Source organism: Amycolatopsis sp. NPDC004772, assembly GCF_053601215.1.
Genome location: NZ_JBSGBK010000030.1, coordinates 1 through 19,035 on the forward strand (window position 1 = coordinate 1; position 19,035 = coordinate 19,035).

A 19,035-nucleotide genomic window follows, 5' to 3' on the forward strand; every position below is an offset into this window, starting at 1 on the left:
GCTATCCTCTATCTTGTTGGTTGTGGTGGAGTTCCCCCCCCCCCCCGCCACATTGGGTGCGCTGGACGCAACCAACGCCACATTGGGGCGCTTGGGGCCGGTGGGTCAGAGGTCCAGGTCGACCACGATCGGCGCGTGGTCCGACGGCCCCTTGCCCTTCCGCATGTCCCGGTCCACATAGGAATCCGTGACGGCGTCGGTGAACGCCTCGTTCCCGTACACCAGGTCGATCCGCATGCCCTTGTTGTTGGGGAAGTTCCCCGCCCGGTAGTCCCAGTACGTGAACGGGTGGTCGTACTTCAGCGGCCGCGGGAAGACGTCCGACAGGCCCAGGTCCCGCAGGCGGGCCACGGCGTCGCGCTCCGGCTTCGTCACGTGGGTCGACTCCGCGAACAGCGTGATGTCCCAGACGTCCGCGTCCGTCGGGGCCACGTTGAAGTCCCCGAGCACCGCGAACGGCCCGGCCGCAATCTCCGCAGCGACCAGCGAGTGCAGCGACGAAAGCCACTCCAGCTTGTACGCGTAGTGCGGGCTGTCCGGCTCGCGCCCGTTGGGCACGTACACCGACCACACCCGCACGCCGCCGCACGTCGCGCCCACCGCACGCGCCTCCGCGGCACCTTCGAACGACGGCTCGCCCGGCAGCCCACGGACGACGTCGGTCAGCCCCACCCGCGACACGATGCCGACGCCGTTCCAGCGCCCGAGCCCGTACGCCGCGACCTCGTACCCCAGCGCCTCGATCTCGGCCGCCGGGAACGCCTCCGTCGTGTTCTTCAGCTCCTGCAGGCACAGCACGTCCGGTGCCGTCTCCTCCAGGAAACCCAGGACCCGGGGCAGGCGGGGGACGATGGAGTTCACGTTCCAGGTGGCGATCCGCATGCCTGCGAGCATCGCACACGCCACCGACAAAACCGGGGCGGCGCCGGAGCGCCGCCCCGGGGACTCACACGCCCGCGGTCGTCCGGATCCAGGACCGGCTCGCCGCCACGCTCGCGTAGTTGTTCGTGCCGCGCGTGTTCGACCCGCTCTGGTTCTGCACCGTCGACGCCACGCCCACCTGCACGCCGCCCGAGACCTGGGGGCCGCCCGAGTCGCCCTTCCACGCCGAGCCGTTGACGCCGACGCTCTGGATCGCGCGGCCGCCGTAGGCGTCCGTGGACCGGCCGGTCACCTGGACGTTCGCCGTCTTCAGCGCCGTCGCCGGCGGGCCGGTCGGGGTGGTGCGGCCCCAGCCGTAGATCTGGTTCGTGCTGCCGGTCGCCGGGTCCGAGCTGCCCAGCGAGATCGGCGCGGCGCCGGTCGCCGAGGCCAGGTGCAGCAGCGCGATGTCGCCGTTCGGGGATTCGTACTCGCCGTCGACGGCGATCTTCGTGCCCGAGAGCAGCGTGTTGCTGCCGACCCGGACGTACATCCCCGAGTTGTCCTGGTCGAGGCAGTGCACCGCGGTCAGCACCCAGCGGGACGCGATGACCGTGCCGGAGCAGTTGAAGCCCTGGTAGTCGCGTCCGGGCGTGTTCACGTACACCTGGGCGCCCCAGGAGACCGTCGGGGCGGTGCCGCCGCCGACGATGTTCGGCTGGACGCCCGCGGAGGCGACCGCGCCGCCGGCGAGGGTCAGCGCGACGGCCGCGGCGGAGGCGGCGCCGAGGAGACGGAGAGAGGTCACGGCGGTGATCCTTTCGACAGGGGGACCGGATCGGCCGGTCGGAAAGTAACCACCGCGTCACGGATGCGGACACCGACGAAGGTCGGAAACGGACGAACACCCTACTTCCGATGGGGCAGCCCGGGGGTGTGCGAAAACTGTCGGTGCCGCCCCATAGTCTGGAGGAGTGGCTGACCCGACCACCTACCGTCCCTCGCCGGGGAGCATCCCGGATGCCCCTGGCGTGTACAAGTTCCGTGACGCGACCAAGCGGGTCATCTACGTCGGCAAGGCCAAAAGCCTCCGCAGCAGGCTGAACTCCTACTTCGCCGACCTCTCCGGCCTGCACCCGCGCACGCGCCAGATGGTCACCACGGCCGCGAGCGTCGAATGGACCGTCGTCACCACCGAGGTCGAGGCCCTCCAGCTCGAGTACAACTGGATCAAGGAGTTCGACCCGCGGTTCAACGTCCGCTACCGCGACGACAAGAGCTACCCGGTGCTCGCGGTGACGCTGAACGAGGAGTTCCCCCGCCTGCACGTCTACCGCGGCGCGCGCAAGAAGGGCGTCCGGTACTTCGGCCCGTACGCGCACGCGTGGGCCATCCGCGAGACGCTCGACCTGCTCCTGCGGGTCTTCCCGGCGCGCACCTGCTCGGCCGGGGTGTTCCGGCGGCACGGCCAGATCGGCCGCCCCTGCCTGCTCGGCTACATCGACAAGTGCTCGGCGCCCTGCGTGGGCCGCGTCTCGGCCGACGAGCACCGCGACATCGTCGAGGACTTCTGCGACTTCCTGGCCGGCAAGACCGACGTCATGATCAAGCGCCTGGAAGCCGAGATGGCCGCCGCGTCCGAGGAGCTGGAATTCGAGCGCGCGGCCCGGCTGCGCGACGACCTCGGCGCCCTGCGCCGCGCCATGGAGAAGCAGGCCGTCGTGCTCGGCGACGGCACGGACGCCGACGTCGTCGCGTTCGCCCATGACGAGCTCGAAGCCGCCGTCCAGGTCTTCCACGTGCGCGGCGGCCGGGTCCGCGGCCAGCGCGGCTGGGTCATCGACAAGGCCGAGGAGATGGACGTCCCGGCGCTGGTCGACCACTTCCTCACCCAGTTCTACGGCGACGAAGCCGAGCTCGACGCCCGCGACGACGTCGACGCCGGCCCGGTCGTCCCGCGCGAGGTCCTGGTGCCGGAGCTGCCGGCGGACGCCGAGGCGGTCGCGGAGTGGCTCACCGGGCTGCGCGGCTCGCGGGTCCAGCTGCGGGTGCCGCAGCGCGGCGACAAGAAGGCCCTGGCCGAGACCGTGCAGCGCAACGCGGGCGAGGCGTTCACCCAGCACAAGCTGCGCCGCGCCGGCGACCTCACGGCCCGCTCGGCCGCGCTCACCGAACTGCAGGAGTTCCTCGGCCTCGACACCGCGCCGCTGCGCATCGAGTGCATCGACATCAGCCACATCCAGGGCAGCGACGTCGTCGCGTCGCTGGTCGTCTTCGAAGACGGGCTCGCGCGCAAGTCCGAGTACCGCCGTTTCGCGCTGCGGGAGGCGGCGACCGAGGGCGACGTCGCTTCGATCGCCGAGGTCGTGCGCAGGCGGTTCTACCGCTATCTGAGGGAAACCGCCGAGGAGTCGAGCACGCCGGGCCTCGACCCGGAGACCGGGCGGCCGAAGAAGTTCGCCTACCCGCCGAACCTGCTGGTCGTCGACGGTGCGGGCCCGCAGGCCACCGCGGCCGCCGACGTGCTGGCCGAGCTCGGCATCACCGACATCTCCGTGGTCGGGCTGGCCAAGCGGCTGGAAGAGGTCTGGCTGCCCGCCGACCCCGATCCGGTGATCCTGCCCCGGACGTCGGAGGGGCTGTACCTGCTGCAGCGGCTCCGCGACGAGGCCCACCGGTTCGCCATCGCCTACCACCGCGAGAAGCGCTCCAAGCGGCTGCAGACGTCCGAATTGGACAGTGTGCCCGGGCTGGGGCAGGCTCGCCGCACCGCGCTGATCAAGCACTTCGGCTCGGTGAAGAAGCTCAAGCAGGCCAGGGTCGAAGAGATCGAGGCGGTGCCCGGCTTCGGCAGGCGCACCGCGGAGGCCGTGGTCGCCGCGCTGGCCGGGGAGTCCGGCGCGAGCAACGGCACAGGAGCAGGGGAGTAGGGAAACACAGTGAGTGCGCAAGAGGAGATCCGCGGCTCCGGCATGGAGGTCGCGGTCGTGTCCGGGTTGTCCGGGGCGGGCCGCAGCACGGCGGCCAAGTGCCTGGAGGACCTGGGCTGGTTCGTCGTCGACAACCTGCCCCCGGAGCTGATCGCCACCATGGTCGAGCTGGGTGCGCAGGCGCGCGGCGCGATCACGAAGGTGGCGGTCGTGATGGACGTGCGCTCGCGCGCGTTCACCGACGACCTGGCCTCGGTGATCAAGGACCTCGACGCCCGGGGCTACAAGCCGCGGGTCCTGTTCCTGGAGGCGACCGACGCCGTGCTGGTGCGGCGCTTCGAGGCCGTCCGCCGGGGCCACCCGATGCAGGGTGACGGCCGGCTCGCCGACGGCATCACCGCGGAGCGGACCCTGTTGGAGCCGCTGCGCGAAGAGGCCGATCTGGTGCTCGACACGTCGTCGCTGTCGGTGCACGACCTGCGGGCCAAGATCGAGGACGCGTTCGGGTCCGAGGCGAGCACCCAGACCCGGGTCACCGTGCTGTCCTTCGGCTACAAGTACGGCCTGCCGATGGACGCCGACCTGGTGATGGACGTCCGGTTCCTGCCCAACCCGTTCTGGATCCCGGAGCTGCGCGAGCACACCGGGCTCGACGGCGAGGTCCGCAACTACGTCCTCTCGCAGGAGGGGGCCGAGGAGTTCCTCGACCGCTACCACCAGCTGCTGCGGCTGATCGGCGCCGGCTACAAGCGCGAGGGCAAGCGGTACCTGACGCTGGCCGTCGGCTGCACCGGCGGCAAGCACCGCAGCGTGGCGCTGTCGGTCGAGCTCGCCCAGCGTCTGTCCAAAGAGGACGGTATGGCCGTGAAGGTGGTGCACCGCGACCTTGGTCGTGAATAACGTGCGCGCGGTCGCCCTCGGGGGCGGCCACGGACTGCACGCCACGTTGTCCGCGGTGCGGCGGGTGACCCCCGACGTCACCGCGGTCGTGACCGTGGCCGACGACGGCGGATCGTCCGGCCGGCTGCGGCGCGAGCTCGGGCTGCTGCCGCCGGGCGACCTGCGGCAGGCGTTCGCCGCCTTCGCCGCGGAGGACGGCGGCACGCTGTGGGCCGAGGTCTTCCAGCACCGCTTCGGCGGCGACGGCGCGCTGGCCGGGCACGCGGTGGGGAACCTGTTGCTGGCCGGGCTGTTCGAGGTGCTCGGCGACCCGGTCGCCGCGCTCGACGAGGCCTGCCGGCTGATGGGCGTCTCGGGCCGGGTGCTGCCGATGTCGCCGGAGCCGCTCGAGATCGAGGGGCAGGTCAGCGGCCTCGACAGCGAGGACCCGACGGCCCTGCGGACGATCCGCGGCCAGGTCGCGGTGGCCACCACTCCGGGGCAGGTGCGGCGGGTCAGCCTGCGCTCGCCGGGCCGGGCCGGGCGCCCGCCGCTGGCGTGCGAGGAAGCGGTCCAGGCGGTGCTGAACGCCGACGTCGTGTTCCTCGGGCCCGGCTCGTGGTTCACCAGCGTGCTGCCGCACCTGCTCGTACCGGGGCTGCACGACGCGCTCGTGAGGACGGCCGCGACGAAGGTGCTCGTGCTCAACCTTGTCCCCCAGCCGGGGGAAACCGCGGGATTCTCGCCGGAGCGGCACCTCGACGTCCTCTTCGAGCACGCGCCCGATCTGCGGGTCGACGCGGTGATCGCGGACCGCGATTCCGTGCCCGACCCGGCGAATCTCCGGCGCGCGGCCGAACGGCTGGGCGGCCGGGCGCACCTGGGGGCGGTGGGCGACCCCGAAGTGCCGGGACGGCATGATCCTGATGCGCTCGCGTTGTGCATGCGGGAGGCTCTCGGTCTCGGCGGGGAGCACGGGGGAGGAGCGAAAGGCAGGGAGGGGCAGTAATGGCGATGACCGCCGCGGTGAAGGACGAACTGAGCCGGCTGGAGATCACGAAGATCGGGCCGCGCCGGGCGGAGGTCGCGTCGCTGCTTCGCTTCGCCGGCGGGCTGCACATCGTGGCCGGCCGGGTGGTCGTGGAGGCGGAGCTGGACACGGGCTCGGTCGCGCGACGGCTGCGCAAGGAGATCCACGAGCTGTACGGCCACCATTCGGACGTCCACGTGATCACCGCCAGCGGCGGCCTGCGCAAGGGCACCCGGTACGTCGTGCGCGTGGTGAAGGACGGCGAGGGCCTGGCCCGCCAGACCGGGCTGATCGACCAGCGCGGCCGCCCGGTGCGCGGCCTGCCGGCGGCCGTGGTGTCCGGGGGCGTGGCGGACGCGGAAGCGGCGTGGCGGGGCGCGTTCCTCGCGCACGGCTCCCTGACCGAGCCGGGCCGCTCGTCCTCGCTCGAGGTGACCTGCCCGGGCCCGGAAGCGGCGCTGGCCCTGGTCGGCGCGGCCCGCCGGATGGGCATCCAGGCGAAGTCCCGCGAGGTCCGGGGAGCGGACCGCGTGGTGGTCCGCGACGGCGACGCGATCGGAGCGCTGCTGACGCGGCTGGGCGCGCACGCGAGCGTCCTGCAGTGGGAAGAGCGCCGGATGCGCCGCGAAGTCCGCGCGACGGCGAACCGCCTGGCCAACTTCGACGACGCGAACCTCCGGCGCTCGGCCCGCGCGGCGGTCGCGGCGGCGGCCCGGGTGGAGCGCGCCCTGGAGATCCTCGGCGACACGGCCCCGGACCACCTCCTGGCCGCAGGCCGGCTCCGGCTGTCCAACCGCCAGGCGTCCCTGGAAGAGCTGGGGCAGCTGTCGGACCCGCAGATGACGAAGGACGCGGTGGCGGGCCGGATCCGGCGGCTGCTGGCAATGGCGGACAAGCGGGCCAAGGACCTGAACATCCCGGACACCGAGTCGGCGGTCACCCCGGAGATGCTGGAAGAAGAAGAGGCCTGAGGCTCAGCGGTCGCTGTCCGGTCCGTGGTTCGGGCATTCGGCCGCGTGCCGCGCGTTCCAGGCCGCCCGCATCGACTCCTGCTGCCGCTCGAACTTGGCCTCGCGGCGCACTTGCCAGGGCGAGCGGGCCAGGCAGCGGGTCACCAGCAGCTGGTCCGGCGAGTAGTCGTCGCCGCTGTCGGTGACTTCGAACCCGGCCGCGGTGAGGATCTTCCGCATCGCCTCGGCCATCGCTTCGCCGACCGCGACCGCCAGTTTGCCGAACGCCGCGCATTCGGCGCCTTCCTGGTGCGGATCCTCGGCCCAGGCCTCCTGGCTGGCGTCCCAGAAGAGACGGTGGGCCTGCCAGTCGACCGTCACGCCGCGAAGCTCCGGCACGTCGGCGTGCACGACGGCGCCGACCGAGCCGGTCGGATCGTTGCCGGACAGCACCGGCAACCCGGCCGCGAGCAACTCCTCCTGGACGATCATGGCGAGGACGTCCAGGCGGAACCGCCGGTCCTGGTCGTCGTGCGCTGCGGTCATGTGCTCCCCTTCGACGTGAGACGCCCGACGAGCTCCCGCAGCCACGGCTCGGCGATCGCGGGTTCGCGCTGGAGCACCCGGACCAGCTTTTCGCGGACGGCCGGGGTGCGCCCGGCCTCGGCGATCGCGGCCGCTTCGGCCAGCGCCCGGCGGGTCCGGTGGTCGTGGCCGGGCCGGCGGACCTCCTCGTCGGCCCACCGGTAGCGGCCGAACGACGGCGTCAGCTTGTGCTGGTGGTCGGCGAGGTAGCTGAACAGCGCGGACTCGACGGAGACGTTCCGGATCGGCACGTCGCGAGCCCAGTCCGCGTGCTGCTGCCACCGGCGGGTGTTCGGGCTGGTGTGCGTGCGCCGGGTCAGGCCGACGATCCGGACCCGGCGCCGGATCGCCGGCCAGTCGGCCCGTTCGTCGGCGGCCCAGTTCCGCAGGATGCCGAGCAGCTGCTCGAGCGTCCGGCCGGTGGACACGACGTCCGCGAAGGTGATCGGGCGCGCACCACGGGCGAGCCCGGCCGGGTGCAGGCCGTGCGCGGCCAGGTTGGCGCGCAGCTGCGCCACTTCGGCCGGGTGCAGCCGGGTGGCGGGCCAGCCGCTCAGCCACGTGGTGGACAACGGCAGCAAGTGCAGCCGGCCCGGGTCGGGCAAGGCGCCGCCGAGCAGGTCGAAGACGGAGTCCGCGGACCGGCCGACGAAGTGGAGCTCGCCGTCCCCGGACCGGGCCAGCACCTTCGCGGCGCACTCGATCAGGTCGTCGAGGAACCACAGGTCCGGCTCGGGAAGGCCGTCGAGCAGGGTGCCGAGGTGGTCGGGGCGCACGAGGTCCCAGCGGAACGGCCGGATCGCTTCGCGCACTCTTCCCCCTCGGTTCGCCGTGAGCCTAGGCGCGTTGCCTGCGGCCGTCAGCCTGATTAACACGGCGCGCCATCTCGTAACACCGCGGTAGCGCCCGGGAGCCGTGCCGGAAACGCGGGCCCCCGAACCTCGGAAGCGAACGAGGGAAGGGGAAGCGCATGCTGCAGGTTTCGCCGGAAATCGGCACCTGGCTCTCCCGGCGCAGCAGCAAGGCCGGGGACTGGACCACCCAGGAGCTCGTCGCGGCCAAACGCGGCACCACCGTCTCCGTCGTCATCCCGGCCCGGAACGAGGAAGCCACCGTCGGCGCGATCGTCGGTGCCATCCGCGACGAGCTGCACGGCAGCCTCGTCGACGAGATCCTCGTCGTCGACAGCCACTCCACCGACGCCACCGCCGAGGTCGCCGCCGCCGCGGGGGCCGACGTCGTCGCGCAGGACGCCGTCTTCCCCGGCCTCGAAGGCCTGGCCGGGAAGGGCGAAGCGCTGTGGAAGGGTGTCGCGGCGACGAGCGGCGACCTCGTCGTCTTCGTCGACGGCGACCTGTACGACTTCACCACCGGCTACGTCACCGGGCTGCTCGGCCCGCTGCTCACCGACCCCTCGGTCGCCTACGTCAAGGGCTTCTACCACCGCCCGCTCGGCACCGAGGCCGACGGCGGCGGCCGGGTCACCGAACTCGTCGCCCGGCCGCTGCTCAACATGTTCTGGCCCGAGCTCGCCGGGTTCGTCCAGCCCCTCGCCGGGGAGTACGCGGGCCGCCGGGAAGTGCTGGAGAGCATCCCGTTCGTCGCGAACTACGGCGTCGAGGTCGGGCACCTGATCGACCTGCTCGAACTGCGCGGCCTCGACGCGCTCGCGCAGGTCGACCTCGGCCACCGCGCGCACCGCCACCAGAGCACCCAGGCGCTGGGCCGGATGTCCGGGCAGATCATGCAGACGCTCTTCGACCGGCTGGAACGCCACGGCCGGCTGGTCACCGCGGCCCCGCCGGCGACGCTGCTCGCCCAGTTCCGGCGCGGGACGTCACCCGGCGTCGAGCGGGAGATCGTGCTGACCGACCTCACCTCACCGCAGCGCCCGCCCCTCAACAGCCTCGCCCTGCGGGACATCGCGTAGCGGCCAGCCGGGCGGCCCGAACACGTACCCGGCGCGCTCGCGCCACGTCCGGGCCGCCCGGAGGTCGCGCAGGATCGAGCCGTACTCGTGGAAACCCACGCGTAGCAGGTTGTACGTCCCGATGTTCTTCGTCAGCCCGTACGTCGGCCGCTTGCCCTCGGGGACGAAGCTGCCGAACATGCGGTCCCAGATGATCAGGATCCCGCCGTAGTTGGCGTCGAGGTACTCCTCGTCGCTGCCGTGGTGGACGCGGTGGTGGGACGGGGTGTTGAAGACGTACTCGAACCAGCGCGGCAGCTTGCCGACCTTCTCGGTGTGCACGAAGAACTGGTAGACGAGGTCGATCGACAGCCCGGTCAGAATCATCCACGGCGGGATGCCGCACAGCGCCAGCACGGACCAGAACGGCAGCTGGAAGTACGGGGTCCACTTCTGGCGCAGCGCCGTCGAGAAGTTGTAGTGCTCGCTGGAGTGGTGCACCTGGTGCCCGGCCCAGAGCAGCCGCACGCGGTGGCTGGCCCGGTGGTAGGCGTAGAACACGAGTTCCTGGCCCAGCAGCATGAGCACCCACGTCCACCAGTCGCGCGGGTCGAACTTGACGGGTGCCAGCTCGAACAGCGCCGCGAACACGACCAGCATCACGAGCCGGAACAGCGTGTTGACCCCGACGGCGACCGTGCCCATCAGCATGCTCGTCCGCGTGTCGGCGACGCTGTAGCCGACGACGTTGTCGTCGTGGCCGAGCACGTGCACGGCGACGATTTCGATCGTCACGAACAGCAGGAACACCGGAACCGCGAACAGCACGGGGTCGCGCAGGTGCGCCAGGAAGTCGGCCACGTCGCCTCCTCGAATCTGACCATACGGTAACTTACCCTCGGGTCACTTTACGCACGGTAGGCTCTCCCGTGTGACGGAGTCAAGGGCGGTCGGGACCAAGGGGATGCCCCGCGAAGAGCGCGAGGCCCAGCTCGTCGTGGCCGGCACCGAGGAGTTCGGCCGGGCCGGGTACGCGGGCGCATCGATGGTCGAGATCGCGCGCCGGGTCGGGGTCACGAAGCCGTTGCTGTACCAGTACTTCGGCTCGAAGGACGGGCTGTACCTGGCCTGCCTCCACCGCGCGGGCGGCCGCCTCACCGACGGTGTCGCGACGACCATGGCCGCCGGCGGCGAGCCCGACCAGATGCCGCTCAAGGTGCTCTCGGCGATCTTCACGACGTTCGATCACGACCGGTACGCCTGGCGCCTCCTGCGCGACGCCACGGTGCCCTCCACGGGCGACATCGCCGCGGCGGCCGCGGACTACCGCCGCCGGCTCGACGCGTTCGCGGTGCTGGGCGCCACGCAGCTGCTGACCTCGCGCGGCCTGGCCGACCCGGCGGACATCGAGGCGGTGGCGCAGGTGTGGACCGGCGTGGTCGACTCGCTGATCAGCTGGTGGATCGACCGCCCCGACGAAGACGCCGGCGCGATGACGGCCCGGTGCGCGCGGATCATGGGTGGCCTGTTCGGCTGGTGACTTCCGCCAGCGCCGCACGCACCTCCTCCCGGAGCCGGGCCCGATCGTCGCCGTAGGTGTGCTCGGCCGCGGACAAGGCCGACCCCAACGCCTCCCACGCGTCCTCGCCCGCCGCGGCGAAGATCGCCGGGAACGCCATGGCCTGCTGCAACGCATTGTCGTGCCGCCCGTCCGGCGTGCGCACCAGCGTCTGCGGCACTTCCGGATCCGACAGCAGCCGATCCCACGCCGCGGCCCAGTCGCCGAACGGCGGCGGCAGCGGGCTCCCTTCGTCCAGTGCGCGCAAGCCGTCGGCGATCCAGCCGACGCCGTCCAGCCCGGCCCGCTCGAACGCCAGGTGCGCCACCCGGCGGGCGAGCGCGCGGCAGACCTCCGGCCCCGCGGTGACCGCGGCTCCCACCAGGGCCCGATCGCGCTTGGCGAACTCCCGCAGCGAACCCGGCGGCAGCTCGCGCACCGGTGAAGGCGGCAGCACGCCACCCCATTCCCGCAGCAGCCGTTCCTGTTCCGCCTTCGCCCGCGCCTCCTCCTCGGCCCGCCGGCGGGCTTCCCACCGCTGCGCGAGCTCCTCGTCCGTCGGCGGCGGGGGCAGCTCCCGCGCGAACCCGTGCCAGTAGGCCGCGATCGCGCTCGTTTCGCGGACGACGACGTCCGGAACCGGCGGCGCGGGCCAGAACTGCAGCAGGTAGCTGTCCTGCCGGGGCTCGCCGCCGAGCCGGGTGTCGCGCTCGCGGCCCGCGTCCATCGCCGTGCCGCTGTAGCGGACGCGGTAGTCGCCCGGCGTCAGCTCGAGGTCCCACGCGTCGCCGCCACCCCAGGTGACCAGCGCCGTACGGCCTTCGGCGCGGAAGGAGGCCTCGACGACGTCCTCCGCGCCGCTGTCCGGCGGCTCGGCCGGGTGCACCTCGGCGGTGAAGCCGACCTCGCCGGTGTGCAGCCCGGTGATCAGGAAGAGGGTGCCGGGCACCGCGGCGCCGCACAGCCCGTTGCGCTGCCCGGCGAAACACGCGTGCAGGTCACCCTCGAACGGCTCTCCTTCCTCGTCGTGGACGTAGATCTGTCCATAGTGGACGTGAACTTCGCCGTGGACCACGGTGTGCATGGCAGTCAGGATGGCAGACGGCACCGACAGTTTCGTTTTGCCTTGTTTGTCCGCTTGGTCGACACGGAGAGTGCTCTTCGCGAATTCGTTGCTCGAATGGCGTAGCGAAACGGGGCCGGTTCGCGATTAATCTGGGAAGCCGTCCCGTCGAGAGGTTGCCCCATGCCCGAACCAGCCGCATCCGTCCCGGCCGATCCTCGGCTGGCTGCGCGATTCACCGAGGATCTGCTCGACGGATGCCGGGTTCTCGCCAAGGATTACGGCTACCGGCCCGCCCAGTTCGAACGCATGGTGCGCGAGCACGGCGGCGTCGAAGCGGCCCGGCTGCTGCTGCGGGGCGCCGGCACCGCGGGCGGGTTCACCGTGCTCTGGGAGAAGAACCAGCTCGGCCGCAGCTCCGAGGCGGTCATGCTGCGCGAGGAGTACGCCGAGCTGTTCACCCCCGACGAACTGCTGCTGGCCCGCCGCCGGCTGGAGGAACACGGCTTCGACGTCGACGCGCACCTGCGCCGGCTGTCGGGGACGCAGTGAAGGGCGGCAGGGGTGACCGGCGCCGCTCCGGTCACCCCTGCCGCGGCTTTCAGGCGGCTGCGCTGGACTTGCCGCGCAGCACGACGTTCGCCGTCGACGCACCCTTGATCGCCGTTTCGACCTGGGCCATCGTCGAGGACGACGTCAGGCCGGGGACCGTGGCGGTGTTCAGGGCGTAGAGGGTGAACGTGTACGGGTGGCTCGACCCGCCCGGGCAGGGGCCGAAGAACTTCTGCGCGTTCGCCCCGCTGCCCATCGCCTTCTGTTTCGCGCCACCCTGGTTCGGCACGGTGTACCCCGCCCCGAGCCCCTCCGGCAGCGACCGCGTGGCCGCCGGGACGTCCCAGATCGCCCAGTGCAGCTTGTTGCCGCTGTTGGCGACGTCGGCGAACACGACGGCGTAGCCCTTCGCGCCGTCGGAAGCGCCCCACGCCAGCGGCGGCGACGGGTCCTGGCCCGCCGTGCCGTCCCCGGCGCAGGTGTACTTGTCCGGGATGGTCGCGTTGTCGGCGAAGGCGGAGCTGGTCAGCTTGAAACCGCCGGGCGTGCCGCCGCCGGGGAACTTCAGCCGCACGATCACGTTGTCCAGCACCGACGGCGTGCCGCCGTTCTTGTCGTTGTTCGTCGAGGTCAGCCAGAGCCCGCCGTCCGGGGTCTTGGTGACCGAGCGCAGCCGGCCCCAGCGGCCGGAGAAGAGCGTCGACACCGTGCCGACGCCGGTGCCGGCGGCGTTGATCTGCGTGGCGAACAGCTGCTGCCCGGTGACGCCGGCGATGTAGATCCAGTCGTTGACGATCTCCAGCCCGCTCGGCCCGGCCTGCGACGTCGACCAGGTCTTCTTCGGGGCGATGAAGCCGCTGCAGCTGCCCTGCGTGCCTTCGCAGCTGGGCCAGCCGAAGTTGCCGCCCTTCTGGATCAGGTTGAGCTCGTCCTGGCTGCTCTCGCCGAACTCCGCCGCCCACAGCTGGCCGCGGGAGTCCCAGGCCAGGCCCTGCGGGTTGCGGTGGCCGTAGCTCCAGACGTACCGCGCGTTGCCGCCGGTGGCGTAGAACGGGTTGTCGGAAGGCGCCGAGCCGTCCGGGTTGAGCCGCAGGATCTTGCCGTTGAGCGAGCTCTTGTTCTGCGCGTTGTCGCTGTTCTTGGCGTCGCCGACGGTGGCGTAGAGCTTGCCGTCCGGGCCGAACTTGATCCGGCCGCCGTTGTGGTAGCGGTTCTTCGCGATCCCGGTCAGCACCGGCGTCGACGTCGACGACAGCGTGGTGCCGTCGTAGGTCATCTTCACGATCCGGTTGTCCCCGGATGCCGTGTGGTAGAGGTAGATCGCGTGGTCGCTCGACCAGTTCGGCGAGATCGCCAGGCCGAGGAGGCCGCCTTCGCCGTTCGTGCCGACCGCGCCCGGCACCTTGCCCAGCGTGGTCTTCTGGCCGGACGGCGTCACCAGCAGGACCTCGAACCGGTCCCGCTCGGTCACCAGCGCGTTGCCGTTGGGCAGGAAGTCCACCGACCAGCCGAGGTCGACCTTCGCGATGTCCTTGTCGTACTCGGGAATGCCCCCGGCACCGCCCGGCGCGCTGGTCTTCGCCGTGACGGCGTTGCTGGCGGCCGAGGTGTTGCCGTCGGGGTCGCGGGCCTTGACGGTGAAGGTGTAGGAGGTGTTCGGGGTGAGGTCGGTGACCGTCGTGCTCAGGGAAGTCGTGGTCGCGACCTTCGTGGCGCCCTGGTAGACGTCGTACCCGGCGATGGTGCCGCCGTTGTCCGTGGAAGCGTTCCACGCCAGGGAGACGCTGTTCGCGGTGACGCTCGTGGAGCGCAGGTTGCCCGGCACGCTGGGCGGGGCGGTGTCGTTGCTGGGCGGCGTGGTGAAGGTGACCACGTTGCTCTGCTGCGACGGGTTGCCCGCGGCGTCGTACGCGCCGACGGAGATGTCGTAGGCGGTGTTCGGGGTCAGGTTGTCGACGGTCGCGCTCGTGGTGTTCCCGTCGACGGTCTTGAGGATGTTGCCGCCGCGGTTGACCTCGTAGCGGACGACGCCGACGTTGTCGGTCGCGGCGGTCCAGGTGAAGGTGGCCGCGGTGGGCAGGACGTTGCTCGCCTTGAGGTTCGACGGCGGCGACGGCGGTTCGCCGTCGACCGGCGCGGTGAAGGTGTCGGTGAGCTTGTCGGCGTTCGGGCCGCCGTTGGCGGTGGTCGCGGTGGTGCGGACCTTGTTGACGCCGGCGGTGAGCTGGACGGTCGCGGTGACGGTCTTCCAGGTCGTCCACGCGCCGGTGGCGGGGAAGTCGACGGTGCCCTTGTCGCCGCCGTCGACGGTGAGCTTCACCGGCCGGTTGTCGGCGGTTCCGTTGGCGTAGCGGAAGGTCAGCGTGTGCGTGCCCGCCTGGGCGGCGTTCACGGAGTATTCGACGTAGCTGCCGACGACGTTGTCGAAGTTGACGAAGCCGGTGCCGGAGTAGCCGGCGTGGTTCGACTCGACCGCGCCCTGCGAGATGGTGGCGTTCTCGGACTCGTAGTCGGTATCGGCCGCGAAAGCGTTTACCGGGCTGACCGCGGTGAGGCCGAGCGCCGCGACGGCGGTACCGGCCAGTACCACGCGCCACGGTGGACGGGGTGCCACTGGGAGCCTCCTGCGTTGTCGGGGGACAGGGGGTGACCGGGGCGGAATGGTCGGCGGACCACCGGCGGCAATAGTTAGGAAAGTTTCCTATCTATGGGACAGATCACACACCCTGGGAGCGGGCCCTGTCAATACTCGACACGATGGCTCACCCTGCGTGCCAACGGTTTCCCGCTCACCGGGGCAGTGCATCCGGACGGCCCAGCGTGGCGACCGAGATGCTTCGGTGCGGCGGATCGATCGGAGGCTGCCGGGCGCGCTGGTCCACAGCCTGCTTCAAGCGCCCCAACGGGCTTTCTCCGGCGTAGCCGCCGCAGTCGTGGGGCTCGCGGATCCGCAGGCGGCGGGCGGCGGTGATGCGGCCCGATCGAGCTGCGGCCGCCGGGGCGCCCCCCCGTTTTCGACTCTACCGGTGGGCACCGACAGTTTCGGCCGCCCAGTCGCGCGGCACGAGGAACGCCGCCAGCTCCGCCTCCGCGCTCCCCGGCTCGGGCGCGAACTCCGACTCCCAGCGCGCCGACGGTGGCAGCGCCGTCAGGAGCGTGTCGGCGTCGGCCTGGGTCGCGTCGTTGACCAGCGTGAACTCGACGTACCGGCCGCGGCGGTGGAGCTGCCAGTGCCGCTCGCGTTCGCCGTACGGTACGTCCTTGCGCCGGTGGACGATCGGGAAGTACGCCGGGGCGATGGCGGCGATGCCCGCCGCCGTGAAGGCCGCCGAGCGTCGCCAGCCGTCCGGGCCCGGCAGGCTCAGGTGGTCGAAGAGGATGCCGCCGATGCCGCGGGCTTCGTTGCGGTGGGGGAGCCGGAAACGGTCGTCGCACGCGCGTTTCGCCTGGGCGTGGAACGCCGGGTCGAGCGTGTCGCAGTGGCTCTTCAGGACGCGGTGGAAGTGGGTCGCGTCCGCGGCGAAGCCGTAGCAGGGGAGGAGGTCGACGCTGCCGCCGAACCACCACGCTTCCGCGGCCTCCCGGTAGCGGAAGTGCGCCTGGAACGCCGGGACGTACGGGTTGCGCGGGTGCAGCACGACCGACAGCCCGGCCGCGGAGTCCTCGTCCGAGAAGGCCGCGCTGACGACGGCGCGTTCGAAGACGTCCCCGTTTTCGAGCAGTCTCGTGCGCCCGGACCGGCCGAAGCGCCCGCCGTCGAGGCGTTCCAGCTCGGCCACCAGTTCCCGCTGGCCCGCACTGACGATCGCCTTGACGGCGTCGCGTCTGTCCCCTGAAGGCATACCCCCACCCCCAGGGGCAGATTACCAGCGAAACGCCCTCAGCCGGCGATGTCGGCGCGCGCGATCACCTTGGTGATCTTCGCCCGGACGAGGGATTCCTCGGGGACGGCGTTGCGCTTGCCGTACTCCTCGCCGCGCTCGGCACCCATGTACCGCGCACCCAGCTTGGTCGCCCACGCGAGCATGTCGTCCAGGTCGTGGGTCAGCCGCGCCTCGGCGGTGAACTGGACGTAGGAGAACGGCGGCTTCTGGTCGTCGACGGCCAGCGAAATCCGGCCGTCGCGGGCGATGGCCTTGCCCTTGAGCGTCTCGGTGCCGGTGGTGAAGATCAGCTCGTCGCCGTCCGGGCCTTCGTTCAGCAGGAACCACACCGGCGTCACGATCGGGGCGCCGTTGGCCCTGACCAGGCCGAGCATGCCGGTCCGGGTCCCCTCGGAGGCGAACTTCCACCACTCGTCACGGCTCATCTCACGCATAGGAGGGACGTTAATGCAAATACTGCGGCGCGTCAGCGCCACCTTTGAGGGTGGTGGTGGGGGCATGGATGGAGTCACCCGCGCGTGCGCAGAGGGTGGCCGACTAGCCTGGCCTGCTGTGCGAGACGACGACACCGGGATGACGGGCCTGGCCGACGAGGGGCTGACGCGCCGCCTCAAGGCGCTGGCCTGCACCGCGCCGCTGCACGACCTCGACGCGCGGAAAGCGAAGCTCGACTGGGCCGACGCCACGATCTACCAGATGGCCGAGATCGCGCTGCACACGATCGACCAGGTCACCATCGCGATGGACTTCGACACCGGCGCCGGCCACGACGAGGTCATCGACCGGCTGCTGCCGTTCATCGCCCAGCAGGCGCCGTCGCGGATGCCCGAGGAGCACGTCCGGGTGGCCAAGTGGGTCCTGGACAACCTCATCAACGTCGGCACCACCGACCGCGGCTTCCGGCGCGTCTACGGCTCGATCGGGCCGGGCGGTTACCAGCGGCGCCAGTTCGACTTCAAGCTGCTGGTCGAGCTGGCCGCCCGCGACGGCGAGGTCTACCTGCGCGCCACCGACGAGGCGATCAACGTCCTGGTCGGCGCGCTCGACACCGACGTCGAGTCCGCGCAGATCGCCGCCGAGGTCAAGCTCGAGAACCTGATCAACCGCGGCCGGCTCGCCGACGCCAAGCTCGCCGCCGAGCAGGCCCGCTACCGGACCGTCCAGTACGGCGAGACCCTGCGCGCGAAGCTCGACGCCACCCGCCGCGACGTCCGGTCGGTCGACTGGGAACGCGAGGTCCCGGAGCTGCTCGACAGCGCGCTGAGCCACATCGAGGCCCGGTTCCGCGCCGAGAACGCCATCCTCAAGAACATCACCACCGCCCGCGACGAGACCGAGGACCTCGACAAGAAGCGCCGCGCCGCCGAGCTCGTCGACATCGTCGGCGACTGCATCCGCCGGCACACGCGCCTGCAGTCCCGGCTGGCCGACGCGGGCGCGGTGTTCCGCGCCGAGCAGGACCGCCAGCAGTTCTCCGGCCCGCCCCAGCGCGCCACCCTGGACCTCTTCGGCCAGCTCCTCGTGCCGACCCTGGGCCTGCCGCTGGCCGACGCCGTCGCGCCCGCCGAGCACTTCTTCCACGCCGCCGCCGGGATCACCGCGCCGGTCGTGCCGTCGCTGTCCTCCCTCGTCTCGCTGCTGCTGCGGCCCGCGCCGGAACGCGATCAGCTGGTCGGCGAGATCCCGGAACCGGAACTCATGCCCGCCGAGGTCAGCGACAAGTTCGGCGACGAGGTCTGGCGGCGGGCCGACGAACTGCTCGACCTGCCCGAAGTGCCGCGGCGGCTGTCGGGGCTGCTCGAAGAAGCCCGCCGCAGCCGCCAGCCCGGGCTCGCCGCCCTGATCGCGCTGCGCGCGGTCCACGCCTACAGTCCCGGGATCGGCGCGGCCCGCCGCCAGGGCGACCGCTCGGTGCTCCTGGCCGTCGACGACGGCACGCTCCTGGACGACCCGGAGTTCGGCGGCGCCGACCTGCTCCTGTCCACCGCCGCCGTAGAGCGGGCCGATGAAGAAGAGGAGGTCGCGTAATGGCGCTGTCCCACAGCAGCGTGGACGCCGAGGCCGCGGCCCGGTTGGTCGCCTTCGGCATGCGGCCGAAGCAGCTGCCCGCGCGTGACGTCGTCTACGGCGACCTCGTGCGCCGCTACGGCGAGGACAACGCGTTCAAGGCCCTCACCCACGCCGTCGCCGCCGGGCTCGGCCTGATGGTCCTCGAGGTCAACCAGCAGGCCGGCGCGGTCCTGGCGGCCACCGACGAGTCCGTCTTCGAGATCAAGATGGACTCCTACGCCCGCCAGGCCAAGATCCGCGAGCGCCGCGAGACCGAGAAGGTGCTGCACGGCCTGATCCACCTCGCCACCGCCGCGCTCGGCTATCCGCGGCCCGACGACCTCGCCAACGACACCTACATCGGCCGCGTCAGCGTCGAGCAGGTCGACGCCATGGTCCGCGAAGCCGCGCGGATGCTCGACGAACGCGCCGCGGCCGCCGAGGCCAACAACGACCCCCTGGCCGACGCGCCCGAGCTGGAACAGGCCTGGCGCGCCTACACCCGCCGTCCCGCGGCCGCGGCCACCAAGGACGGCCGGCTCGCCGCCGACACCACCCGCGGCATGGTCAGCCGCGCCCTGCGGTTCCTCGCCGACCAGGGCTTTCTGGTCCCGGTCAGCGACGAGCAGGGCGGCACCTACCGGACCACCCCGCGCTACCAGATCCAGGTCCGCGAACTCGCCGCCGACGCCGCCTTCGACGACTTGCTCGCGCTCGACGTCGTGGCCGTCGCGACCGCCGGGGGCACGCTGCGCGCCGCGGCGTCCGACACGCTGTAGAGGGGA

The 19,035-nt window shown here is 71.7% G+C and carries 18 protein-coding genes; 9 read left to right on the plus strand and 9 right to left on the minus strand.

The window, feature by feature from the left end:
• Positions 1-105: 105 nt before the first annotated feature.
• Positions 106-882, minus strand: coding sequence for an exodeoxyribonuclease III (locus ACWEF6_RS19705; protein WP_449684276.1), 777 nt, complete (start codon positions 880-882; stop codon positions 106-108).
• A gap of 64 nt (positions 883-946) precedes the next feature.
• Complete coding sequence (locus ACWEF6_RS19710) at positions 947-1,669, minus strand: S1 family peptidase (RefSeq protein WP_449684277.1); 723 nt, start codon at positions 1,667-1,669, stop codon at positions 947-949.
• A gap of 166 nt (positions 1,670-1,835) precedes the next feature.
• Between ACWEF6_RS19710 and uvrC the strand changes: the two genes are divergently transcribed.
• The 4 genes from uvrC to whiA are packed head-to-tail and all read left to right on the plus strand — an operon-like array spanning position 1,836 to position 6,671.
• The gene (uvrC, locus tag ACWEF6_RS19715; protein ID WP_449684278.1) at positions 1,836-3,791 is read left to right on the plus strand and encodes an excinuclease ABC subunit UvrC; all 1,956 of its coding nucleotides are present in this window, start codon (positions 1,836-1,838) and stop codon (positions 3,789-3,791) included.
• Between the two features lie 42 nt (positions 3,792-3,833).
• A complete protein-coding gene (gene rapZ, locus ACWEF6_RS19720; protein WP_003101350.1) occupies positions 3,834-4,691 on the plus strand; it encodes an RNase adapter RapZ in 858 nt (285 codons plus the stop codon).
• A gap of 1 nt (position 4,692) precedes the next feature.
• The gene (locus ACWEF6_RS19725) at positions 4,693-5,679 is read left to right on the plus strand and encodes a gluconeogenesis factor YvcK family protein (protein ID WP_449684341.1); all 987 of its coding nucleotides are present in this window, start codon (positions 4,693-4,695) and stop codon (positions 5,677-5,679) included.
• Positions 5,679-6,671, plus strand: a complete 993-nt coding sequence (gene whiA / locus ACWEF6_RS19730; RefSeq protein ID WP_449684279.1) for a DNA-binding protein WhiA — start codon at positions 5,679-5,681, stop codon at positions 6,669-6,671. The genes ACWEF6_RS19725 and whiA overlap by 1 nt, the downstream gene beginning before the upstream one ends.
• Before the next feature lie 3 nt (positions 6,672-6,674).
• Here the strand turns inward: whiA and ACWEF6_RS19735 are convergent, their stop codons facing one another.
• Positions 6,675-7,196, minus strand: coding sequence for a hypothetical protein (locus ACWEF6_RS19735; RefSeq protein WP_449684280.1), 522 nt, complete (start codon positions 7,194-7,196; stop codon positions 6,675-6,677).
• A complete protein-coding gene (locus tag ACWEF6_RS19740) occupies positions 7,193-8,047 on the minus strand; it encodes a hypothetical protein (protein WP_449684281.1) in 855 nt (284 codons plus the stop codon). Before ACWEF6_RS19740 ends, ACWEF6_RS19735 begins: the two co-directional genes overlap by 4 nt.
• Before the next feature lie 158 nt (positions 8,048-8,205).
• On the opposite strand from ACWEF6_RS19740, the gene ACWEF6_RS19745 reads away from it, so the two are divergent.
• Positions 8,206-9,165 carry a glucosyl-3-phosphoglycerate synthase gene (locus ACWEF6_RS19745; RefSeq protein WP_449684282.1) on the plus strand — a complete coding sequence of 320 codons (960 nt, stop codon included), beginning with the start codon at positions 8,206-8,208 and terminating at the stop codon, positions 9,163-9,165.
• Here the strand turns inward: ACWEF6_RS19745 and ACWEF6_RS19750 are convergent.
• Complete coding sequence (locus ACWEF6_RS19750; RefSeq protein WP_449684283.1) at positions 9,115-10,005, minus strand: sterol desaturase family protein; 891 nt, start codon at positions 10,003-10,005, stop codon at positions 9,115-9,117. The two genes, ACWEF6_RS19745 and ACWEF6_RS19750, sit on opposite strands and share 51 nt — an antisense overlap.
• Positions 10,006-10,075: 70 nt before the next feature.
• Here ACWEF6_RS19750 and ACWEF6_RS19755 point away from each other — a divergent pair, with 70 nt between their 5' ends.
• Positions 10,076-10,684: a TetR/AcrR family transcriptional regulator gene (locus ACWEF6_RS19755; RefSeq protein WP_449684284.1), complete on the plus strand. Its 609-nt coding sequence runs from the start codon at positions 10,076-10,078 to the stop codon at positions 10,682-10,684.
• Here ACWEF6_RS19755 and ACWEF6_RS19760 read toward each other — a convergent pair.
• The gene (locus ACWEF6_RS19760; RefSeq protein ID WP_449684285.1) at positions 10,659-11,786 is read right to left on the minus strand and encodes a hypothetical protein; all 1,128 of its coding nucleotides are present in this window, start codon (positions 11,784-11,786) and stop codon (positions 10,659-10,661) included. The genes ACWEF6_RS19755 and ACWEF6_RS19760 overlap by 26 nt on opposite strands.
• Before the next feature lie 162 nt (positions 11,787-11,948).
• Between ACWEF6_RS19760 and ACWEF6_RS19765 the strand changes: the two genes are divergently transcribed.
• A complete protein-coding gene (locus tag ACWEF6_RS19765; RefSeq protein ID WP_310975110.1) occupies positions 11,949-12,317 on the plus strand; it encodes a hypothetical protein in 369 nt (122 codons plus the stop codon).
• A gap of 49 nt (positions 12,318-12,366) precedes the next feature.
• Here ACWEF6_RS19765 and ACWEF6_RS19770 read toward each other — a convergent pair whose 3' ends face one another.
• From ACWEF6_RS19770 to ACWEF6_RS19780, 3 genes are all read right to left on the minus strand, one after another.
• Positions 12,367-14,931, minus strand: a complete 2,565-nt coding sequence (locus ACWEF6_RS19770) for a PQQ-dependent sugar dehydrogenase (RefSeq protein ID WP_449684286.1) — start codon at positions 14,929-14,931, stop codon at positions 12,367-12,369.
• 406 nt (positions 14,932-15,337) lie between these two features.
• The gene (locus ACWEF6_RS19775) at positions 15,338-16,159 is read right to left on the minus strand and encodes a coproporphyrinogen III oxidase (RefSeq protein WP_449684287.1); all 822 of its coding nucleotides are present in this window, start codon (positions 16,157-16,159) and stop codon (positions 15,338-15,340) included.
• Between the two features lie 38 nt (positions 16,160-16,197).
• Positions 16,198-16,635, minus strand: coding sequence for a PPOX class F420-dependent oxidoreductase (locus ACWEF6_RS19780; RefSeq protein ID WP_310975115.1), 438 nt, complete (start codon positions 16,633-16,635; stop codon positions 16,198-16,200).
• Between the two features lie 139 nt (positions 16,636-16,774).
• On the opposite strand from ACWEF6_RS19780, the gene ACWEF6_RS19785 reads away from it, so the two are divergent.
• Positions 16,775-18,229, plus strand: a complete 1,455-nt coding sequence (locus ACWEF6_RS19785; protein WP_449684342.1) for a hypothetical protein — start codon at positions 16,775-16,777, stop codon at positions 18,227-18,229.
• Positions 18,229-19,029, plus strand: coding sequence for a hypothetical protein (locus ACWEF6_RS19790; RefSeq protein ID WP_043788290.1), 801 nt, complete (start codon positions 18,229-18,231; stop codon positions 19,027-19,029). Before ACWEF6_RS19785 ends, ACWEF6_RS19790 begins: the two co-directional genes overlap by 1 nt.
• Positions 19,030-19,035 lie beyond the last annotated feature (6 nt).

Coding starts and splice junctions, on each gene's coding strand:
- ACWEF6_RS19705 (WP_449684276.1), bottom strand. CDS start 882: ATGCGGATCGCCACCTGGAACGTGAACTCCATCGTCCCCCGCCTGCCC.
- rapZ (WP_003101350.1), top strand. CDS start 3,834: ATGGAGGTCGCGGTCGTGTCCGGGTTGTCCGGGGCGGGCCGCAGCACG.
- whiA (WP_449684279.1), top strand. CDS start 5,679: ATGGCGATGACCGCCGCGGTGAAGGACGAACTGAGCCGGCTGGAGATC.
- ACWEF6_RS19735 (WP_449684280.1), bottom strand. CDS start 7,196: ATGACCGCAGCGCACGACGACCAGGACCGGCGGTTCCGCCTGGACGTC.
- ACWEF6_RS19745 (WP_449684282.1), top strand. CDS start 8,206: ATGCTGCAGGTTTCGCCGGAAATCGGCACCTGGCTCTCCCGGCGCAGC.
- ACWEF6_RS19760 (WP_449684285.1), bottom strand. CDS start 11,786: ATGCACACCGTGGTCCACGGCGAAGTTCACGTCCACTATGGACAGATC.
- ACWEF6_RS19765 (WP_310975110.1), top strand. CDS start 11,949: ATGCCCGAACCAGCCGCATCCGTCCCGGCCGATCCTCGGCTGGCTGCG.
- ACWEF6_RS19775 (WP_449684287.1), bottom strand. CDS start 16,159: ATGCCTTCAGGGGACAGACGCGACGCCGTCAAGGCGATCGTCAGTGCG.
- ACWEF6_RS19780 (WP_310975115.1), bottom strand. CDS start 16,635: ATGCGTGAGATGAGCCGTGACGAGTGGTGGAAGTTCGCCTCCGAGGGG.
- ACWEF6_RS19785 (WP_449684342.1), top strand. CDS start 16,775: ATGACGGGCCTGGCCGACGAGGGGCTGACGCGCCGCCTCAAGGCGCTG.
- ACWEF6_RS19790 (WP_043788290.1), top strand. CDS start 18,229: ATGGCGCTGTCCCACAGCAGCGTGGACGCCGAGGCCGCGGCCCGGTTG.